Genomic DNA, 20,146 nt, shown 5'->3' with positions numbered 1-20,146 from the left:
TCTTGTTGGTCTGCTCATCCTTGTCTAATTAAGTTTTACATCATTCCTATCTCTCCACCCTCTTTTTTGGGCAAAGGTTTTGGAGAGCAATTAGCTTTTGGAATGTCTTAGTATAGAATTTCACAAGTCCGTAATGCATAAAATTACGAAAGACTTTGTGTTTGTCTGCGTTTTTAAACGCTACGATTTACCGCAAAACTGTATTGATTTCAATTCTTTACGTAACAATGATTTATGAATGTTAGTATCGATCAAACACTGATTCACCAGAAAATATATGCGAAAGAATTACGTTCTCTAATTCCACCTGAAGCATTTATCCCAGATCCAAGTAAATTAGTTATCTTGTTCATTAATCTGACAATTTTGCTACTAGGCTGGATGATTGCAGCTCGGTTAGATTGTTGGTTGCCATCTCTTTTATGGCTTTATCTCCCTCTAAGTATCATTATGGGCAATAGCGTGGTTGCCTTACTATTTAGTTCCCACGATCTAATGCATGGTAGCGTGATTAAAAACGCCCGGTTAACCTATATTATTAGCTTTTTAGGACTAACAATGTTGTGGATGCCACCAACATTGTGGAAAGCAGTTCATAACCGAGTACATCATAATCACACTAATGATTTGGGCGATCCGGATCGCAATTACTTATATGAACAGTCTTCAACCTGGGGAAAATGGATTCAGGACTTATTTGTGCCTTCTAGTGAAGTTAATCCAATATGGTTCACAGTAGGATTGACTTCAGCTTGGGGAGTACATACTTTTCGTAATCTTACATCTGTACTATTTTTTAATCGTAAATCTGTAGATTATGTTCCTGCTGCATTTACAGTTAGTGCTAAAGATCGTCGAGCGATCGCAGGGGAATTATTGATGATGGTAATAATTCATTTAAGCATCTTAGCCTATCTACAATTTGAACCCCTCAAACTCACACTTGGTTACTTTTTACCTATTGGAATTGGTTATGGTGGGATAATTTTCTATATTTATACAAATCATTTACTTTGTAGAATGACCAGCGTTAACGATCCACTGATTAATAGTATGTCCCTGCGGGTTTATCAAATATTTGACCTGTTGCATTTAAATTTTTCTCACCATACTGAACATCATATTTTTCCAGGAATGAACTCTAACTATTATTTTATAGTTAGGGATTTGTTAGAAACTCACTATTCTGAACATTTTAATTTATTTGATGCTGGAGAGGCTTGGAAGTTGCTACTACAAACTCCCCGACATTATAAAGATGAAAATACTCTTACAGATTGGTCAGGTAAAAAGTCTGTCCCTTGTTCTACAAGCGAGAATCTAAAATAGTTAAAAAATCTCCCCTTTAGAAAGGTCAATCTTTCTGCGGTAATAACTGCCTTTGTTGATAACAACTTATTCTCTGTTGCTAGTACTCTTAGAAGATGTTTTAAAAGCCAATATATAGCGATTTCCACTTTAATGAGGGACACGGCAATGCCCGTGTCCCTACTAGTATCTGTGTTTATCTTTGGTTCATCATTCTTTTCTGTATTTTATTCATTGGTAGTTCGCTCAATTTTTTTGATTGTTGAGCGCGAAAAAAATTCATAGAATGCGATCGCCTACCCGCATGTCGTAGGCGATTGGGCAAAGCCCACGCTTCGCGAACGCAAATTTTGACACTCTGCAATCTCGATAATTGATTTTATTTTTACCTCTAATTAAAGTCTGCTTAAACTCCTGATTCTAAAATATGGTGTCTCCAATTGCTTGGAAAGTTATTTCTTTTTCTTAAAACAAGGGGAAAATCATTGATTTAGATCGCTATTTTAATCAGTGATAAATACCAGATTTGGAAAAGAATAAGTTAGAAATCAACTATTTATATACTTTGCAGTGTGGATTGGTTAAAGAAATTTATGGTGAGGAAAATTGAGATGAAATTGGTTTCAAAATTAGCGCTTGCTGCTGCTAGCCTTACTTTAGCCCTCGTTACTGTAGATGCAAAATCTGCATCTGCTGCAATTATTAATTACGCCTTCACAGTTGATAGCCCTACAAATAAGGGAAATGGCTTTTTTAGCTTTGATGACTCAACTTTTAGTAATGAAGCTAATCCCGTAGCCGCCATTAAGTCACTCTCTTTCCAATTTGACGGTAATACCCTTTACACTGAACAAGATGATACCAAGTATCCAGAGTTTCCTCTTGTCTTTCCAGCCACATCTTCAACAGGAAAAGCATATTTTGGATTAGATTATCTGTTCAATGATAAATCTAATCCTTCCAGTTCTATTAGTTACGAAATCATCGGTGAAGATTTTACAGCTTTCTCTAGAACTTCTCCAGATGCTGAACTCATATCAGGTAGATTTTCGTATACACAAGTGCCTGAATCTACACCTTTAATTGGCGCTCTTTTTGCTTTTAGCCTTGGCTGGATGATGAAGAAAAAAATTAAAGTCTAACCTTGGTTAAGTTGATATTAATGCTTTCTTTGCCAAGGATTAATCTTTTATTAGTAGGCTTTTATGTGGCAAAAGAACATCTAACACAATGATATTAAGAGAAAAATTGGGAATTAAAACTTGATTCTGGTAAGAGAATCATTTACGAAGTTTGTCTACGATTCCCCTGTCTTCTTTGTGTTAGCTGTTGCTGTGTTTTAAGTTACCTGTTAGCCAGGAGTGAAGAATGGTAGATTACCGGAATTTTGAGCAGTTCCTGCACAGTCGAATGAAACGACGGAACTTAATTATCGGAGCAGGAGCATTGTCTGGTTTAGCGATCGCTAACCAATTTTCACCTCAAAGAGCGATCGCTACAAGCAGATTTTCTAATTATCTTTTTACTTTGGGTGTAGCGTCAGGTGAACCCTATCCTAGCAGTGTAGTGATCTGGACTCGTCTGGCTCCTGAACCCTTAAACGGAGGTGGAATGCCACCTGTTAATGTGCCAATTCGCTGGGAAGTAGCAACTGATCCCGATATGAAGCGCATTGTCTCCAGAGGTACGGTACTTGCAACTCCAGAACTAGCTCATTCAGTTCGAGTTGTGGTAGAAGGACTCCAATCTGATACTTGGTACTGGTATCGTTTTCTTGTTGGACAAGACGCTAGCCCTATTGGCCGTACTCGGACAGCGCCTTTAGCAAATAGCTATTTGAGTAAATTTAACTTTGCTCTAGTCTCCTGCCAAAACTATCAGCAGGGATTTTATACCGCCTACAAATATCTAGCACAGGACGACCTCGATTTAGTAGTGCATGTTGGTGATTACATCTATGAAGGGGGAATCTCAAATAGTGGCCCCAGACAACACAACAGTCCAGAAATTCTCACCTTAGAAGATTATCGTAACCGTCACGCCCTCTATAAAACCGATACCAATCTCCAAGCAGCTCATGCAGCGTTCCCTTGGATTGTTACCTGGGACGATCACGAGGTGGAAAACAACTACGCCAACAACATCTCAGAAATTGATACTGAACCAGATCAGAATCGGGCAATTTTCCTCCAACGTCGGGCTGTTGCTTATCAAGCTTACTACGAACACATGCCACTGCGCCCCTTCTCGCGTCCTGTTGGCCCCGATATGCAACTTTTCCGTCGGCTCTCCTTTAGTAACTTAGCTACCTTTCATGTCCTAGATACCCGCCAATATCGCACCGATCAGCCCTGTGGTGATGGTACTAAAGAACGTTGCCCAGAAGATTTAGATCCGAATGCAACGATTACCGGTAAGGTGCAGGAGAATTGGCTATATGATGGTTTAAATAGTTCACAATCCAAGTGGAATGTTTTGGCGCAGCAGGTTCCGATCGCTCAAAGAGATATGACACCAGGAGCAGGCGGAACTTACAGCATGGATAAATGGGATGGTTATGTGGCTTCGCGCGATCGCCTCATGGCTTTCCTTGGACAACGCCGCCCTTCTAATCCAGTATCCTTGGCAGGCGATGTGCATTCCCACTGGGCGATGAACTTGAAGGCTAACTTTGATAAGCCAGAATCCGCCACCGTTGGTAGTGAATTCGTCTGTTCCTCAATTACCTCCGGTGGCGATGGAGCAGATACTGATCCCACCGTTGAAGCTTATTTACCAGATAACCCACACATTAAATTTTTCAACGGTCAACGGGGATATGTTCGCTGTGCGCTGACTCCTACAACCTGGAAATCAGATTATCTAGTTATGTCAAATGTCACAACTCCATTTGGCACAATTAGTAAACGCGCTTCATTTGTGGTTGAAGATGGCCGTCCAGAGATACAACAAGCTTAATCGTTTAATTCCCAGGCGGTGAAGGCTGGGGAGCAGGGGGCAGGGGGCAGGGGGAAATGATTTTTATACTTAGACAGTTTTCGGAGATGTCTCAATACTTGTCGGGTTTTGGGGAAAAGGGGAATGGGAAAAGGGAAAGAAAAAACCTTTAACCTTTACCCTTTAACCTTTTCCCTAAATCCAATTCCGACTTAAGAATGCACAAAGCGAGCAGTATTGGGAGATGTCTAATATTTAGGACAAAAAAAGTGGCTCTGCAAACAGCAGAACCACTAAAGCTTTTGCAAACCTGTTATAACTTAACGAACTACCCCTTGAGCAGAAACAGTATCAATCGGTTTCATCAGGTACAAGCGTAATAACTGCCAGCCACTGGAGATGTAAAGCGGCAATTTTTGGAAGAATTGCAAGAATTTGGGAGTGCTGGAGTTAGCGATCGCACTTAACTTCTCGTTATTGCTTATACAAATATCCAACCGCTCATAAAACTCTGGATTCTCTACATCCAGCATCAATGGGAACACTCGACCTGCATTTTCGTTGGTCTTCTTAATTACATGGATGTCGTATTCTCGCGCATCCAATCCAAGGGTGGCATAAAAATCCTTGCGTTGGATGTCATTGAGATACATTGTCGCAAACACCGACAACAAGAAGAACCGACTCCACAGCCGTGCTTTCCAATCATTCAATATTTGCGGCTGAGATTTCATGATCGCATCAAAGAAATCGCCATGACGGTTTTCATCTTGACACCAGTTTTCAAAGAATCGGAAGATTGGATAAACCCGGTCTTCAGGATGTGCTTCTAAATGGCGATAAATGGTGATATAGCGCCAATAACCGATCTTCTCAGAAAGATAAGTAGCGTAGAAGATGAATTTCGGTTTAAAGAATGTATAACTGCGGCTCTTAGTCAAAAACCCTAAATCTAGGGACAGATTAAAGTCCGACAAAGCTTTGTTTAAAAAGCCAGCGTGACGTGCTTCATCCCGTGACATCAGGTTAAAACACTCTGCCAAGACGGGACTTTTGTCTTTCAAGCGACGGCCAAGTTCTTTATACAGCAAAAAGCCGGAAAACTCTGCCGTACACGAGCGTTCTAGAAACTCAACGAACAATCGGCGAGTTTCCCCGTCAATATGATCCCAGGATTGGTCAAACTCGGCATCCCGAACAAAGTGATGGCGATTATAGTCAGTGCGGAACTCTTCGAGAATGGCTTGTAACTCGTCTTCATTGACGGAAATATCCATCCGCGCCATTTCATCAAAATCGGTAGTATAAAACCGAGGTGTTAACAGGGTTTCTTTTGCCGGGACTTTAATCCCTGGCCGGATTTCTTCAAAGCCTGGTTTTTTGAGGGAATCTACCATGTCTTGATTGCTCTTTCGTCTTTATTATCTTAAGTAGACCAGAAAGCCAAGGTTAAAGCTCTGGCAAGGCCTGACAGCCCAGAATAATCCAATTGTATAAAGTTCAGTCTACCAAGGTGCGGGTTAGAAATTTGCAAGCAAAAGATTAAGAGTTGCAACAATCATTCAATGTTTACGGAACCAAGAATCGCGGATTAGTAGTCAAATAAACCTAGTTCAGTGATTAGCACTGTTTCAATTAAGTGGAGTAGCACGCATCTATTGTAATCTTAAAGCATTGCTATCTCAGTAATTTTCTGTAGTTGTTACTACAACATGGAAAACCCATCTTAGACAACAAAAGCAAATCCAAAGGGTTGAAAAGCAAGATGAATCTTGAAAACAATCAGCATAAAGACCGACTTCTTGTCTCTTACATCTTGTGTGCAGTCGGATTTATCGGGATGGGAGGATTGCACCGTTTCTATAATGGCAAGATCGGGACTGGTTTGTTGTGGCTGTTGACTGGTGGTGTGCTTGGTATAGGGCAGATCGTAGATTTGTTTTTTATCACCGATATGGTTAACAACTACGAACACAAGCTGAGACTAAAAGCGGGTGTATCTCCCTTGGGTGTACCGTTGAATCAAGCAGTGGTTACTTCTCAAGTTCACCACCCAACTGGTAACCAACTCATGGTTAAACTGATCGAAGCGGCAGAAAGCAAAGGTGGTATTTTAACTGTTACTCAAGGCGTAAAGTTCACCGGAGCTAGCTTTGCTGAAGTGGAAGCTACTCTCAATGAGATGTACAAATCAGGTTATGTAAAAATAGATAACGACCCTAATACTGGAGCCGTTACCTACCATTTCCACGAACTTTAAATTGTCATTTGTCCTTTGTTAAAAAAAAACAATGACTAATTTATACCTAACCACTTTTGACCACCCAAGCGCTGAACTAAGCCATATACCAGCAAATCGAGGGTAATTTTGCGCTCATCGATTAAGAATGACTCAAGAGTGCTAGGTTTTTTGCCTTCATTACAGGAAAATCCCTTTTTCCCTTGAATATCTTCTTCTGGGAAATACAGATTAAACTGACGTAAACCAATTTCTTTCCAACTGCCGATAATTTGCCAGCATTCTTCGGCCGATTCAAAGCCAGTGATTGGCACTTTCTGCTTGGCAAAAGACACCTGTAAATCTTTCACGCCTTGTTGAGCGATCGCTTTTTGTAAAGCTGGCAAGTAGTCTTGCTCGATAAACTCGACAAATGGCTTATCTTCAACAGATGGGGCTTTTTCCTTTTTGGCGGCTTTAGCTGCGGCTGCGGGTTTTTCTCCGGTTGCGGCTGCGGCTGCGGGTTTTTCTCGCTTGGGTGATGCAGCAGCTGGTTTAGCAGCATTAGGGTTATCTTCGGGGTTTGCAGCTTTCGGATCTGGCGTGTTAGCAGTAGGAAGGTCTGTAGCTTCGGGTGAGTCTGTACTAGGAGCGTGTTCTTCAGCCACACTGGGAGCTTGGTGGTCAACTGTGCTGGGAGCTACTTCTCCCGCTTGATTGTGATTGGTTGGGTCTGCCATTGCTCAGGTCAATCCTTTAATCTAGCTTTTGGAGCGATCGCTCACCTTGATGTATCGAGTATTTTTATTTTGACATACTAATGCAGCAGGGTAAAAATAACTGTGCAGTCTGGAAAATTAAGCCAGGGGCTAACGCTCAGGGTAAAATAGATACTGACGTTAGACTCACCCAATCTTACCTTAAGAGCTACTTCAAGGTGGCCTTCTTCCACTGTTGCTCATAGATTAGGGTCAGAAGTCTCAAGACGCAAAGGTTTTTTATAAATAAAACATTACAAAAATAAATCGGATTGCGTAGCTTGCCGCCGTAGGCATCGCCAGTAAAGTGTTAAGCACCAATTTCTGTTAGCTCTCGGATAACTACGCCAGAGTTCTTGCAAAATTGGTTAAAGGGAAAATAAAAAGAGATGAGATTTTCTTTTTACTTTTGCCCTTTAACTTTTTTATTCTTTTTGTTAAAGCTACTTTCTACTGAATAGGACTAAGACTTACACACTGTATAAATTATTAATTATAGTAACTATTTACTAAAATAGGTTTTTCCAGGCTTTTATGGGTCATTTTTTGATGCTAAATACACCCACACTTTATGGGTAATTAATAAATTATTCATTAGACAGATGTGTTGTAAAAACATCTATATTTTGTATTTACTATCAAGACGTAAGCCTTAATACCAATAGCGATCGCCTGCAAAAGTTTAATCGTTTAATAGATAAAAAAGTTTTATTTGCCAAACTACCTGTACTTTTTGTAAAGATTAACTGGATTTTTATTTACAGTTTTGGTGCGTTAGCCTACGGCATAGCACATCCTATACATATCTCAAAAATCAAATATAATTCCTATACTTAGGGTAAGCGTGTCTAATTGTGGTCATGCTGTACTAGTATACCAAGCGTGATTATGACAGGTTAACGGAGTTTGTAGTAAGTACTCTAGACCTTAAACAAGGGCTATTACTATTGAAGGTTTGATTTGATGAGCCATTAGAGCTTAAAGTTAACCTTTCTCTCAAAATTAATTTATTGTTATCACCCGATAGACAAATATCTGTTCCTTCAATGACTGTCTTTAAAAAAATGTTCAACAATTTATAACCATGTTTTTCTCTTTCTTGGTCAAAATTTGGGATATTATCTTTCAATATTGTGTGAATTTTAGGCAGAAGAATACCACCTTGTCGAAGCTGATTTAATTGCTCATAATTCTTCTTTAAATCCTGCAAAACTTTATTAGTTACTACTAAAATATCATCATTTAATGGACTCTCGCTAGTCACTTCATTAATTGGAACATCCTCTCTTGTGGGTTGGGGAGCAGGTATAGGTATAAAGCAATCACAAACAGACCTGAGAATACGATTAATTTGTCCTTCATAAGCACATCCAATTACAGTCTTTCCATATTCATGAAGCTTTTTAGCTAAAGCAGCAAATGCACCATCACCTGATACAATAACGAAAACTTGCAGTGTAGGACGACTTTGGGCTAATTCCATGATATCAATGGCTAGTTGCATATCTGCTGCATTCCGTTTGTAACTATAATCAAAAATTTGAATTGCTTCTATGCCAAGTTCTTGAATTTCATTCTTGAGTGGCCTTAATCGAAAATCACTCCAGTCAGCATAAGCGCATTGGATAGCTATTTTATTAACTAAAGTAGTTTTTTCCAGATTTGTTTGAATGTCTTTTAGAGAAAAATTTAAGTTAGGGTTGTTTCTACCCATTGTTAAGTTTTCAATATCATAAAAGATAGCTGTGTTGAACTGTTCAGTTTTAGGTGAAATCTTAGCTGTAGTAATTTGCTCTACAAGATTCTGACGTTGCTTTAACTCTTTAAACTCAGCTATTAAAGATGTTATCTCTATCCTTGATTCAGACTTATCTTCTTCCTGTTTTAACTGTATAATTGTTGTTTTTAAGTTATTAACTTGCAGCTTTGCTTGTTGTAATTCTTCTTGTAATTGCTCAGTTAATGTATTGATTTGAGTTTGGGTTTGGATAGTCTGCTCTCGAAGTTCCCCAATGCTTCTGGAGACAATTAGCTGACGTTGCTGATAAGCTGTTACCAAAGCTTGCTGGACGACATCCCATTCTTTAGGGAAAGCCTCACGGGTACACACTTGCAAAACTGTTTCATAACCTGCGATCGCAATTTCTAAATTACTCGCAAGGTTGCCTTGTTCAAACTCTTGAATAATTTTACTTAGTTTGATAATGACTCTAGCTAAATTAATAGCAATGGCAGGTTCTTTAGCAAAGCGATCGCTTACCCATTTCCGCAATATGAAAGCTAAATTATCATTGAGTTTGCTTAAGTTCTGTTGCAGAATTGGATATACTTCCTGATTTTGATAAGTTGCTCTTAATAAATCAATTAGGAAGTCTTGCTCTTGGTTAGCAGCTTTGTTTGGCATAGCTAAATCCCTGACAATACACATTTAAGTTTAGTATTCCCAAGTTTTCATGCTATCTAACGATTAAAGTGGCGTAATCCAATAAGTAATGCCTTGGACAATTTGTTTATTAAAACCAAATAGAGGTAAATTCTCTTCACTTAAACCCACATAAGTCCAATGTGGAACATCATGTTGTACAGTTTGAAACCAACCATTTTGATTAAGAGCTTTTCTTTGTTCTTTAGTACTTACGCGTAAATCAATTGCTAATCCCCAAAGATGCTGTGAAGTTCCAGGAGGTGCAACTAAACCGAGAATTTTTGTTTCTTTGCCCTGTTGAACTTTTGCTAAAATTTGATTGTTAGCATATTTGTACCAAAATCTTAAATTTGTATTGAAAGTGCGAGTACAATCACCAGAACCATAACCAGATTTTAGTGGTATCTGTTGCTGGATTCGTGCTTTATTTAAAGCATCAGCCGCCGATTTTTGTAAATAACAATCTTTAGTGCCGTCAACATGACTCATTGTTAAACTATCTTGAAATTCTTGGGTTTCTTGTTCATTAGCAAAAATATTTTTTTGCGGGAGTTTAATTCCGATATCTTGATTTACAAAGACTGCGCCATAAGCTCGTAGCAAAATATATTCATAAGTACCAGACTGGGGAATTGTAGGTAATCTACTAGCGATCACAGATAAAAAACGCTGTTGAGCATTTAATTTAGGATCGGGAAGAAATGGTTCTGATATTGTCTTTTTAGAGGTATCTGTACAAGGTAATGAATCAGTAATTAAGCATCCGTTTAATGGTTGAGCGGTTATAGCAACTTTATGGTGGGTAATCTCATTACTAGCTACTAATAGAAAAATCATCAAAATAACTATACTGATGAAAGTTGCTTGTTTAATGTCTCTAGTAATATTTTTTCTCTTTTTAATTGTGAGCTTCATTTGTAAACAATTGCTGAGTTGCTTCAAAAATAAAATCAAGAAATTTCTTAGATGAATTCTCAATAGTTTAAAATAAGAATAATTTATTGGTATTAAAGTATAGTTAGATGCATGTTGGATATCTACCAGTAATAATTAGAATGGTGCTAGGGTTAAATATGTGAACGATACTTATGATAAATAACCCGGAAAGTTGTCACAAATTTTAAAACCATTATATTTTTGACTTATTGCTCAAGTTAAAAAAAGAAACTTGTCTTGAATTTAGTACTAGTAAATTTGATAACTTTTTTATCAGAAAGTTACATCCCTGAAACCACTGGAACAGTTAAAATTGAAAAGAACTCTCAGCTTGTTGATCCTGTAAGTATGACCATGCACAATTCTGTTGAATTCCAAGACGCTTTTGATGTCATAGTCGTCGGTGCAGGTCACTCCGGTTGCGAAGCAGCTCTCGCCTCTGCACGCCTCGGTTGTCGTACCCTGCTATTGACGCTCAATTTGGATAAAATTGCTTGGCAACCCTGTAATCCAGCAGTGGGTGGCCCGGCTAAATCTCAGTTGACTCATGAGGTGGATGCACTCGGCGGGGAAATTGGTAAAGTAGCAGACCGCACCTACTTACAAAAACGTATCCTCAACTCTTCACGGGGGCCTGCTGTTTGGGCATTACGCGCTCAGACGGATAAGCGCGAATATGCAGCAGTGATGAAGAATATTGTCGAGAACCAAGAAAACTTGACAATCCGCGAAAGTATGGCAACAGATTTGGTGCTTGGCGCTAACGGTGAAGTTATCGGCGTTGAAACTTATTTTGGTGTCGCGTTCCAGTGTAAAGCAGTCATCTTGACAACTGGCACTTTCTTAGGAGGTAAAATTTGGGTTGGTAACAAATCAATGCCAGCCGGACGCGCAGGAGAATTTGCGGCTGAAGGATTGACACAAACCCTAAATCGTCTAGGGTTTGAAACCGGAAGACTCAAAACTGGAACTCCAGCCCGGGTAGACAAGCGATCGGTAGATTATAGTAAAATGCTCATCCAGCCAGGGGATGAAGATGTACGCTGGTTTAGCTTTGACCCAGAGGCGTGGGTAGAACGGGAACAAATGCCTTGTTACATCACCCGCACAACTGCCGAAACCCATCACCTAATTCAAGAAAATTTGCACCTGTCGCCAGTTTATGGCGGTTGGGTGGAAGCGAAAGGGCCGCGTTATTGTCCCAGTATTGAAGATAAAATTGTCCGCTTTGCCGATAAGGAAAGCCACCAAATTTTTATTGAACCAGAAGGACGTGATATACCCGAACTTTATATCCAAGGGTTTTCCACAGGGTTGCCAGAAAATTTGCAACTGCAAATGTTGCGAACTCTTCCCGGTTTGGAAAAATGTGTGATGCTGCGTCCGGCGTATGCTGTGGAATATGACTATTTACCTGCAACTCAGTGTTACCCCACACTGATGACTAAGAAGATTGCTGGATTGTTTTGTGCTGGGCAGATTAACGGCACTACAGGTTATGAAGAAGCCGCAGCTCAAGGGCTGGTGGCGGGAATTAACGCCGCTCGATTTGTTCGCTCTCAAGAAATGATTGTCTTTGCCCGCGAGCAAAGTTATATCGGGACACTAGTTGATGACTTATGTACAAAAGACCTGCGCGAACCTTACCGGATGCTCACCAGTAGGTCTGAGTACCGATTGATATTGCGTTCTGACAATGCCGACCAACGCTTGACACCCTTGGGACGGGAAATTGGTTTAATTGACGATCGCCGTTGGGATCTTTTTACCCAAAAGCAAGCAAACATTACCACAGAAAAGCAAAGATTGCAAGCCACACGAGTCAAAGAACATGATGAAATAGGAATAGCGATCGCATCTAATACTCAGCAATTAATTAAAGGTTCAATTACCCTCAACGACTTGCTGCGCCGTCCCGGATTCCATTACGTTGACCTCGACAGGTTCGGACTAGGAAACGCCAATCTCAACCGTGCTGAGAAAGAAGGCGCAGAAATTGACATCAAGTATTCTGGCTATCTCGCTAGGCAACAAAATCAGATTGACCAAATTGCCCGTCAAGCGCACCGACAGTTACCTGCGGATTTAGATTACACAACAATTGATACCCTATCCAAAGAGGCACGGGAAAAGCTAACTCACGTAAAACCACTCACTCTTGGTCAAGCTGCACGTATTGGTGGTGTAAACCCAGCCGATGTTAACGCTTTATTATTATATTTAGAATTGCGTAGAACCAAGAGCCAGCCGGAGTTTCCAGCATTAGCTTAACACAAACTTGATAAAGACTGAGTATAGTAGTAATGAGGGAGATTGGTATGATAGATGACATAACTATTAGTAGTGGCATCATCAACAATCCCCAGATTAAAGTTGACTTTAATACCAACGCTCAACCAACTCGTCTCAATCAGACGGCAGATTGGATATTTTATCTGTAATCCTAATTCCCAGGCAGTAGGCGCGGCGTTTTCTCGTCCTAGCAACAACCCAGAAAGTCTATGTTACAAGAAGCCAGCACCCGTCTCATAGTACCGGAACCATCAGAAGACTTAATCGCCAACGAGCCTTGGTCGATAGAAAACTATGCTGATGGTCTAATGGATGAACTCTTTGCCGATATCGACTCCATTCTGGATGTTAGTAGTAATCTGCTTTCTCAAACCGTTAGGCACAGTAGGCAGAACAAATCGAACCAGTCTGTTGCTGGGGTTTCTCCCCAAGCTCAACGCCAGTCGCCTACAGAAAACGTGCTGCAAAGAGCCACAATACCACAGATTATACCGAACACACTGAACCAGCCAGTGCAGTCAGTTGCTCATAACCACAAACACTTGAGTACCTTTGTATTTGACTCCACCTCCGTAAAAAGAGCTAGTAGAAAGCGTCAGAAAAGTAGTCATAATTTGGGCAAACTGCTGATGGTGGGAACAACTTTAGGCGTGGCGATCGCTGGTACTATCTACTTGGTACAGTCTGGAGTCGTATATCCTTTCAATACCAACTTGACCCAGCCAGGTGTTCTAGTGCCGCAACCGCAGTCACAGTTGCCAACAAAAGTAGAAATTGAGGCAGATTTAGTTGACTACATGCTGCAATCGCTAGCAGTTATAGATAAGCAAGAAGCAACGCCCAATCAAAAATCTACCATACGTGAATTTTCTAATCAGGCAAATAATAACCAAATAGCCCCTGATAACAGGCAAACAACTGGTAATTTACCATCACTGCCACTTCTAGCTAATAATACACCATCAGCCCCCAACCGTTCTGGAAGCGTTGTTGAGCGCATCTACGTTCCTGTTTATCAAGCACCGTCGCCAATGCGCTACCTACTGCCGACTATTCCTGGTAGTCCTACAGTTTTACCACGAGTTGCGAGTACGTTACAGGCAACTCAACCAAATGTTGTGAAAAGTGCCCTGAATACGGTGCGACAAGCTGCCAAACCTGTAACTGTCAACATGTTAGCTGCGGCTGTAAGAGCCGAACTTAAACCTGTAGCTGCGAAAACTGCACCGATTACCGTGCGACAAACACCCAGTCCTCTGCCTGCATTACCAGTAGTTCCATTACGCGCAGCACTTGCGCCAGAGTCAGAACCAACTATTACTCAAGAACAAGTATATCCGGCAGTTGCGATCGCAGATACTCCGAGTAATACTTTAGAAGGATTACTCGAGTTAGGCAATAAATCTGCCGCTTTGTTTAAAATTGATGGCGTGACTCGCCGCATCAATATGGGTGAAAGTATCGGCGAAAGCGGTTGGACATTAGTCGATGTAAGTAATGGTGAAGCCGTTATCCGCCGTAACGGCGAAGTGCGATCGATTTACGCAGGGCAGAAATTATAATAAGCTGTTACGCAAATAAACATTGCACATCCACTAGTGAGGTTGTCCCTTGTCATTTGTCCTGGGTAAATACTTTTGACTTCTGAGGAAGTAAATCTTTATTTTCTTCTTGACGGCGAGTGCGAAAACCCTGTCTTCCATTAACTTGGTCAAAGAGGACATCGTATTTATCAAAAAATGCGATGCCAGTATTTACAAATATAGGAAGTTCTGCCTGTGGGGAGATACTTAAATTCCAGCGATTAAATCCGTCGCGGGTTCCTGGTGTCACGCTGTAATCAAAAATGCCATTAATTGCTACTTTCAAAGCATTTGTTGAGCGCAATATTCCTGGTTTGAGTTTACCTGCTGTGGAAGCTGATTTGAATTCAGTCAAACCATTAATAGTTCCAGTATCATTGAGCATTGTGCCATTACAAGAATTTTTAGCCGCACTCCCAGCAAGAGTTAAACAAACTTTGCTCAATCGAGAATCCCATCTGTTACCGGGTACACCATTTATTTCGCTTTGTTGACTCCAAGGAGCCATTTTGAAACCTGCTTGATTATCAGCAGTTAAACCGAGAATTAGGCTGCCATTGTTGTTACTTCCACCATTTCCAATCATGATAAATCCATTACTCAAATTACCTGGTAATTTTCTTAACGGATTATAGGGAAGTGACTTTTCAAAATAGTCGACACCAATAATACCAGAAAATGGTACACCACTCTTTGCTGAACAATTAGGCTTTTTAGCAGTACATTGGCGACTAGTAACAATCTGTACCGGAACAGGTTCTGCGGCGGGAAGCAAACCAAATCGGATATTAGTATAAACTAATTCTCCCTCTAGGATAGTACCATCACTTAATACCTCCTTGATATTTTGTCCTGTTCTGCGAATAGGGGCATTACCTAAAAACTCTTTGGGAACTCGCAGCCCTGCTGACCCTGTATCTAACAAGATACGCCTTGGTTTACCACCTGCGATCGCCATTTCCAAAAAATACCCGCGAACACGTTGACCAAGGGAAGGTTTTGTGTATAAAGGTAGGGATATGGTATCAAAACTTGGCTTGCGGGGTATATTTTGAGAGATGTCGCGCAACACTGGGTTTGGGAAAAGAGCCGCAAATGCTGACTGTCGTTGTGCTGCTGGTTCAGGCGCGATATCCCAAAGACTTTCGTAGTAGAAAAAGCCGATACCTAAACCGCGTTGTTGCGCTGCTTCTACCTGGGATTGGATTTGTGGTAAGGCAACTGGGCGATTTCGTAACCCCGTCGTAATACCGATACCAGTTGGGATGACTTTTTGTGTTTCTAAAATTTCTGGGCGGGTTATTTGAGCGATAAAACTTTCTAAATCATTACGGTATACTTGCATAACCAACTCATCAACAATACCCAACCGTACCCAGTTGAGCCAGTCTTGCAGTTGCAGCTTGTACGCGAAATCATAATAATTAGGAGCAACTGAGAAAATAGCATTCGGTTTTCTAGCTTTCACAGTTTGGTACAGGTCTACCATGAATGTGCTGATTTTATCTGCCCGCCATTTTATCCATGCTTGGGCTTGGGGATTGGGCGGGGGAGAATTGCCAGTTTCTTGAGTATATAGACTAATTGTGTATTTATCGTAGCCAAAATCCACAGGTAAACTCGTATGGTCGTCAAATTGAACGCCATCAGCATCGTATTGAGTAATGACTTCCATCACGAGTTCAGTGATAAACTTTTGCACTTCCGGGTGAAACGGATTCAACCACGCTACTTCACCCGCAGCACTAATTGAAGTTTGAGTCCCATCCCGCTTTTGTGTCAGCCAATCTGGATGCTGGGATGCAAGTTCCGAACTTAGGGGAACCATGAAACCAAATTCAAACCAAGGAATTGCTAGTAACCCTTCTCTGCGGGCTTGACTGATAATGTCTGCAATCACATCTTGTCCATCTGTTCCCTTGAAGAAGAAGGGAATACCCATTTTTTGCATGATGGCGCTTGGGTAATATGTATAGCCATCGTTCCACACTACTGGATAAACAGTGTTAAAGTTTAACTGCCGCAGTTGACTCATGGCTGCAAGCACCTGCGAGCGATTTCTAAAAACGCTAAAATCATTACCACTTAGCCACACCCCTCGAATTTCTTGACGAGGTTGAAGAGGTAGTTGGGCAATGCTAGGGGCAAAAGTGTTGAGTAGCAATACCGCAACGAATGATATCAGACATAATAATGGCAGCAGGCGCTTCTTTAAAAGCCACCAACCTTGAGAAATGAGGCGACTAGGCGCAATACCAAACGCTTTACGTAGCTTGCTGCGACATAGGAGTAAGCCTCTACGCACAGGCACAGGCTTAAATAGTAAGTTAGTTAAAGCATTAATTTTTATGCTTTTTTCCCAGAACTGAGTTGCCATTACTTCTGCTTACTAAATGAGGTTAATTGGTTATATTTCATTCCATATCAACATAAAATTGCTGTACCAGAAAAACTGATACAGTAATTTAGATGCAAATATAGTTGACGCAGTTATCGGGTTAGTAGTGCCAAGTATAAATGTTTCAAATGTAACCTGTAATATATTTTCGCTGCTCTCATGCCTATGCCTGGTAAATTTTTTGCATAGCACCATTCCTCTTATTGGAATTAAGTCACAATGATAATAGGCAATCATGGAGGGTGCTGTTATGTTTCGTCTACCTCAAACTGTTCGGAACTTGTTCATTCGGATTCAAGGCTTGTTTGGTGTTTTATTCCAAAGTGTTGCTAATTTTTTCGGAAGTTTCTTTGGTTTTTTTGGCAACCTGTTTGGATTCAATAGCTCTGGTTATTTCGTGGAATCTGATCAGCAGCAAGCTATAAAACAAGCTTCTGCAAAAGAGCAAATTGAAACGAATCAGGATAACACTCCTAAAATTTCCGCCACTACCCGCCGTCGTTCTAATGCCAAAATTGACGACTACTTTCTCAATATGGCTCGTGATGTGAAAAAGAAGTAACAAAAGCCATCAATTGGAGGGTGATCTTAGTGCAGCGTAAGCGTTGCTCGCCGTAGGCATCGCTCTGCCAGGGTAAGATCATCTCAATTAGACTTGACTGCTAACTCAGGAGGCTACCAATTAATCGCTGTTAAAATTGTTACCTTCGCAAACTCTTGATTGGCAGTCACCAAACTTGCTGAATTTTGGATAGCCATTGCTGCAATAATTGCATCTGGTAGATTTAACAGACTCGAACACTGGAGTACTTTTCAACGCCTTGAGGTCTTTGATAAAACTAGGCATATACTCGCAATTCATAGTTGTTCAAGTTCTTCAAGAGCCTCACTCCTGCTTAAAGGTGTTTCGCTCTTAACTGCTTGCATAGCTCGATAAAGTCCTTCGTCTTCAATCGCATCTAATAAGCGCTGATATGCCTCAAACTCTAAGACTACTTTGAGAACTTGACCTTGTTTATCCGTAATTAACTCCTGAACAAACGGATATTCTTCAGCTTTCATATATGAACCAAAGTAATTGTTTAATATCTACTATAAAGAGCGATCGCCTCTTACTCTCCATTTAAACCGAGTTTTGTAATAGGCGATCGCATCTCATACGTGTCTACTTTTGCCTTGGCGAATGGAATTCGCGGCTACACAGGCTTTCGTCCGCCTGCGCGGACTAAGGTCAAATTAAGGTTTTGAAACCCAGGATCGGTAGCTTTTATTTGTATAGACGCGGTTTATAACCGCCCATTTCGCTGTAGGTTTTTTGGTGGAGGATATAAAAGCGCTGAAGCGCCTGTTTTTCTTAGTTTGACAAGGTTTCTATATAAAGCTCAACTGCTTCTTTGATATTTGCCTGTACTTCTTCTAGAGACTCACCTTGAGATTGACAACCAGGAAGTTCAGGACAATAAGCATAATATCCATATTCATGTTTTTCGATAACAATGCTAACTTCATACGACATATAAAAGTTACCTTTACTCGTTCAATAACTATTATCACCTTTCATCCCCCTCTCGTTAGGAAGCGTCAGGACGAGAAAATCAGGATTTACCGATGAATTCGTTACAAAAACAGAAACCAGAACCACAACTCTCAACCGCAAAGTTAGAGGAGAGGGCTAGTGGGGTTGACAAGAGGACTCCTACTTTAAGACAAAATTTATTAGGAGTGATTTCTCATGAAAAGCATATTTACATCCAGACAAGTTATTATTCCCTGCATAGCAACAATTGGGTTAGGAATTTTGGGGTTTTGGGCTTCAGTCTCAGCTAAACCACAAACTCCACCTAGCTTTACCAAAGTTGAAAATCCCGGCGAATTTAAACTAGAAGGAAAAGGGGAGCCTTCGGTGCTAAATCAGAAAGAAAAACTCCCTGGAAGACGCGTAATCCTTGGTTCAGATGACCGTATCCCTATGACTAGCAGAGACTACCCTTGGTCAGCCATTGGTAAAATCGAGGGGATAGGTGCTGATGGTGGCGGTTACAGTTGCACGGGAACGTTGATTACTGAAGACGTTGTTTTGACAAATGCTCACTGTGTAGTTAACCCGGAAACCCGAAAAGTTAGTCAAGCGATCGCATTTGAGCCAAACTTAGTTAATAGTATTGTCAAAAGTAAAAATGATATAGCCTACGCAACTAATGTTCATTACGGCACAGACTTTAAAAATGGTGATTTAGCTGATTACGCAAACGACTGGGCGATTTTAAAGCTCAACAAGCCTATCGGTAAAAAATATGGTTATTTGGGCTGGAAATCTTTACCATCTTCACGTTTGGTTGGCGATACGAAAAAGTTCGCTTTGGTAGGCTATTCTGGTGATTTTCCCAACCCCAAGAAAAAAGGTTATGAAACTCTAACTGCTGGCGAAAGTATGACTGCTGGCGTTCACTTAGGATGCAGCATCCTCCGCCATCAGGATAACTTGCTATACCACAACTGTGATACTAATCACGGTGCTTCTGGAGGTGCAATTATCAGTAATATAAAGGGCAAGTATTATATTTTCGCCCTCCACTCCGGCTCAAATGAGGTAAATGGATTGCTGTTGAACCGTGCGGTAGAAATGTCTCGCTTGGATGAGTGGTTGCAACGGAATTAAGGACTAAAATCCTTAGTACAAACTTGCTTACCCATCAATTTAAAGTTGACAAACTACTAGAAACTAAGCACAATTCTAATCACTTTGTGCCTAGTTATCGCATTTCTTAGAGGCGTATGAACATAATATCAGTTTGTTGAAAAATTTTCGCCTGCACTGCTATGGTGTGAAGTCGTTTTTCTGGAAAATCGTCCATAACCGATTTATCTGTGCATAAGCGCAGCCCAAACCAGCCATCGCACCTTTAATAATAACTATATCCAGCTTGAGGCTGGACAATAGCTAAAGATATTTATGAGATTGAATGTTTACTTGATTTTTAACTTACCAAATCAACTAAGGCGTTGCTCTGAAAGCGGACTATAGATGAAACTGAGCAACCGCGATAATTCTCAGATGTGAATACTGATAGTGTGATATTAGCTTGACCGGGATCTAAGATGCGTTTTACCTTGCAGATTTGCATTTTGTTGTTGCAGTAAGCAACAATGCGATCGCCAGCCTTGACTTCCAACGCTTGAATTTTCAATTAATACCAACCTTGCCAGGAATTTGCTTCGTTAAAGGAAAAATATATTGCTATATTTCACTTTCTTCAACAATAGCAATGTTTGTTTAAGTATAACACGAAA

18 protein-coding genes are annotated in these 20,146 nt (G+C 40.6%); 9 read left to right on the top strand and 9 right to left on the bottom strand.

The genetic code is table 11. The annotated features are described in order from the left end of the window. Positions 1–234 precede the first annotated feature (234 nt). The 3 genes from RMZ43_RS29825 (at position 235) to RMZ43_RS29815 (ending at position 4,266) form a co-directional block, all read left to right on the top strand. Positions 235–1,329: a fatty acid desaturase family protein gene (locus RMZ43_RS29825; protein WP_322652808.1), complete on the top strand. Its 1,095-nt coding sequence runs from the start codon at positions 235–237 to the stop codon at positions 1,327–1,329. Positions 1,330–1,919: 590 nt separating this feature from the next. After that, positions 1,920–2,450 carry a PEP-CTERM sorting domain-containing protein gene (locus tag RMZ43_RS29820; RefSeq protein WP_322651908.1) on the top strand — a complete coding sequence of 177 codons (531 nt, stop codon included), beginning with the start codon at positions 1,920–1,922 and terminating at the stop codon, positions 2,448–2,450. 226 nt (positions 2,451–2,676) lie between these two features. Continuing rightward, a complete protein-coding gene (locus tag RMZ43_RS29815; protein ID WP_322652807.1) occupies positions 2,677–4,266 on the top strand; it encodes an alkaline phosphatase D family protein in 1,590 nt (529 codons plus the stop codon). A gap of 299 nt (positions 4,267–4,565) precedes the next feature. On the opposite strand, the gene acsF is transcribed toward RMZ43_RS29815, so the two are convergent. Next, complete coding sequence (gene acsF, locus RMZ43_RS29810) at positions 4,566–5,642, bottom strand: magnesium-protoporphyrin IX monomethyl ester (oxidative) cyclase (protein ID WP_322651906.1); 1,077 nt, start codon at positions 5,640–5,642, stop codon at positions 4,566–4,568. A gap of 368 nt (positions 5,643–6,010) precedes the next feature. Between acsF and RMZ43_RS29805 the strand changes: the two genes are divergently transcribed. Next, positions 6,011–6,505, top strand: a complete 495-nt coding sequence (locus RMZ43_RS29805) for a TM2 domain-containing protein (protein WP_322651905.1) — start codon at positions 6,011–6,013, stop codon at positions 6,503–6,505. A gap of 35 nt (positions 6,506–6,540) precedes the next feature. On the opposite strand, the gene RMZ43_RS29800 is transcribed toward RMZ43_RS29805, so the two are convergent. The 3 genes from RMZ43_RS29800 to RMZ43_RS29790 all read right to left on the bottom strand — a co-directional run bounded on the left by RMZ43_RS29800 (position 6,541) and on the right by RMZ43_RS29790 (position 10,561). Then, positions 6,541–7,203, bottom strand: a complete 663-nt coding sequence (locus tag RMZ43_RS29800) for a DUF2996 domain-containing protein (protein WP_322651904.1) — start codon at positions 7,201–7,203, stop codon at positions 6,541–6,543. Between the two features lie 904 nt (positions 7,204–8,107). Beyond that, positions 8,108–9,625 carry an NYN domain-containing protein gene (locus RMZ43_RS29795; RefSeq protein ID WP_322652806.1) on the bottom strand — a complete coding sequence of 506 codons (1,518 nt, stop codon included), beginning with the start codon at positions 9,623–9,625 and terminating at the stop codon, positions 8,108–8,110. 63 nt (positions 9,626–9,688) lie between these two features. Further along, the gene (locus RMZ43_RS29790) at positions 9,689–10,561 is read right to left on the bottom strand and encodes a D-alanyl-D-alanine carboxypeptidase family protein (RefSeq protein WP_322652805.1); all 873 of its coding nucleotides are present in this window, start codon (positions 10,559–10,561) and stop codon (positions 9,689–9,691) included. A gap of 369 nt (positions 10,562–10,930) precedes the next feature. On the opposite strand from RMZ43_RS29790, the gene mnmG reads away from it, so the two are divergent. The 3 genes from mnmG to RMZ43_RS29775 are packed head-to-tail and all read left to right on the top strand — an operon-like array spanning position 10,931 to position 14,436. Further along, the gene (mnmG, locus tag RMZ43_RS29785; protein WP_322652816.1) at positions 10,931–12,853 is read left to right on the top strand and encodes a tRNA uridine-5-carboxymethylaminomethyl(34) synthesis enzyme MnmG; all 1,923 of its coding nucleotides are present in this window, start codon (positions 10,931–10,933) and stop codon (positions 12,851–12,853) included. A gap of 47 nt (positions 12,854–12,900) precedes the next feature. Next, entirely contained in the window at positions 12,901–13,023 is a 123-nt protein-coding gene (locus RMZ43_RS29780; protein WP_263983699.1) for a hypothetical protein, read from the top strand. Positions 13,024–13,083: 60 nt separating this feature from the next. Next, complete coding sequence (locus RMZ43_RS29775; protein WP_322652804.1) at positions 13,084–14,436, top strand: hypothetical protein; 1,353 nt, start codon at positions 13,084–13,086, stop codon at positions 14,434–14,436. A gap of 52 nt (positions 14,437–14,488) precedes the next feature. On the opposite strand, the gene RMZ43_RS29770 is transcribed toward RMZ43_RS29775, so the two are convergent. Next, positions 14,489–16,834, bottom strand: coding sequence for a glycoside hydrolase family 10 protein (locus RMZ43_RS29770; RefSeq protein ID WP_322652803.1), 2,346 nt, complete (start codon positions 16,832–16,834; stop codon positions 14,489–14,491). Between the two features lie 271 nt (positions 16,835–17,105). Between RMZ43_RS29770 and RMZ43_RS29765 the strand changes: the two genes are divergently transcribed. Further along, a complete protein-coding gene (locus RMZ43_RS29765) occupies positions 17,106–17,417 on the top strand; it encodes a threonine dehydratase (RefSeq protein ID WP_322651899.1) in 312 nt (103 codons plus the stop codon). A 113-nt stretch (positions 17,418–17,530) separates the two neighbouring features. Here RMZ43_RS29765 and RMZ43_RS29760 read toward each other — a convergent pair whose 3' ends face one another. The 3 genes from RMZ43_RS29760 to RMZ43_RS29750 all read right to left on the bottom strand — a co-directional run bounded on the left by RMZ43_RS29760 (position 17,531) and on the right by RMZ43_RS29750 (position 18,371). Beyond that, positions 17,531–17,614: a hypothetical protein gene (locus tag RMZ43_RS29760; RefSeq protein ID WP_416212423.1), complete on the bottom strand. Its 84-nt coding sequence runs from the start codon at positions 17,612–17,614 to the stop codon at positions 17,531–17,533. 99 nt (positions 17,615–17,713) lie between these two features. Next, positions 17,714–17,917, bottom strand: coding sequence for a hypothetical protein (locus tag RMZ43_RS29755; RefSeq protein ID WP_322652802.1), 204 nt, complete (start codon positions 17,915–17,917; stop codon positions 17,714–17,716). Positions 17,918–18,209: 292 nt separating this feature from the next. Next, positions 18,210–18,371, bottom strand: coding sequence for a type II toxin-antitoxin system HicB family antitoxin (locus RMZ43_RS29750; RefSeq protein ID WP_322651897.1), 162 nt, complete (start codon positions 18,369–18,371; stop codon positions 18,210–18,212). Positions 18,372–18,587: 216 nt separating this feature from the next. On the opposite strand from RMZ43_RS29750, the gene RMZ43_RS29745 reads away from it, so the two are divergent. Next, a complete protein-coding gene (locus RMZ43_RS29745; protein WP_322652801.1) occupies positions 18,588–19,514 on the top strand; it encodes a trypsin-like serine peptidase in 927 nt (308 codons plus the stop codon). A 319-nt stretch (positions 19,515–19,833) separates the two neighbouring features. Here RMZ43_RS29745 and RMZ43_RS29740 read toward each other — a convergent pair whose 3' ends face one another. Next, positions 19,834–20,043, bottom strand: coding sequence for a hypothetical protein (locus tag RMZ43_RS29740; protein WP_190890347.1), 210 nt, complete (start codon positions 20,041–20,043; stop codon positions 19,834–19,836). Positions 20,044–20,146 lie beyond the last annotated feature (103 nt).

Source organism: Nostoc sp. CmiVER01, from assembly GCF_034531135.2.
GTDB lineage: Bacteria > Cyanobacteriota > Cyanobacteriia > Cyanobacteriales > Nostocaceae > Nostoc.
The sequence above is the reverse complement of the archived record's forward strand: the minus strand, read 5'-3'. Positions and strand labels throughout refer to the sequence as shown.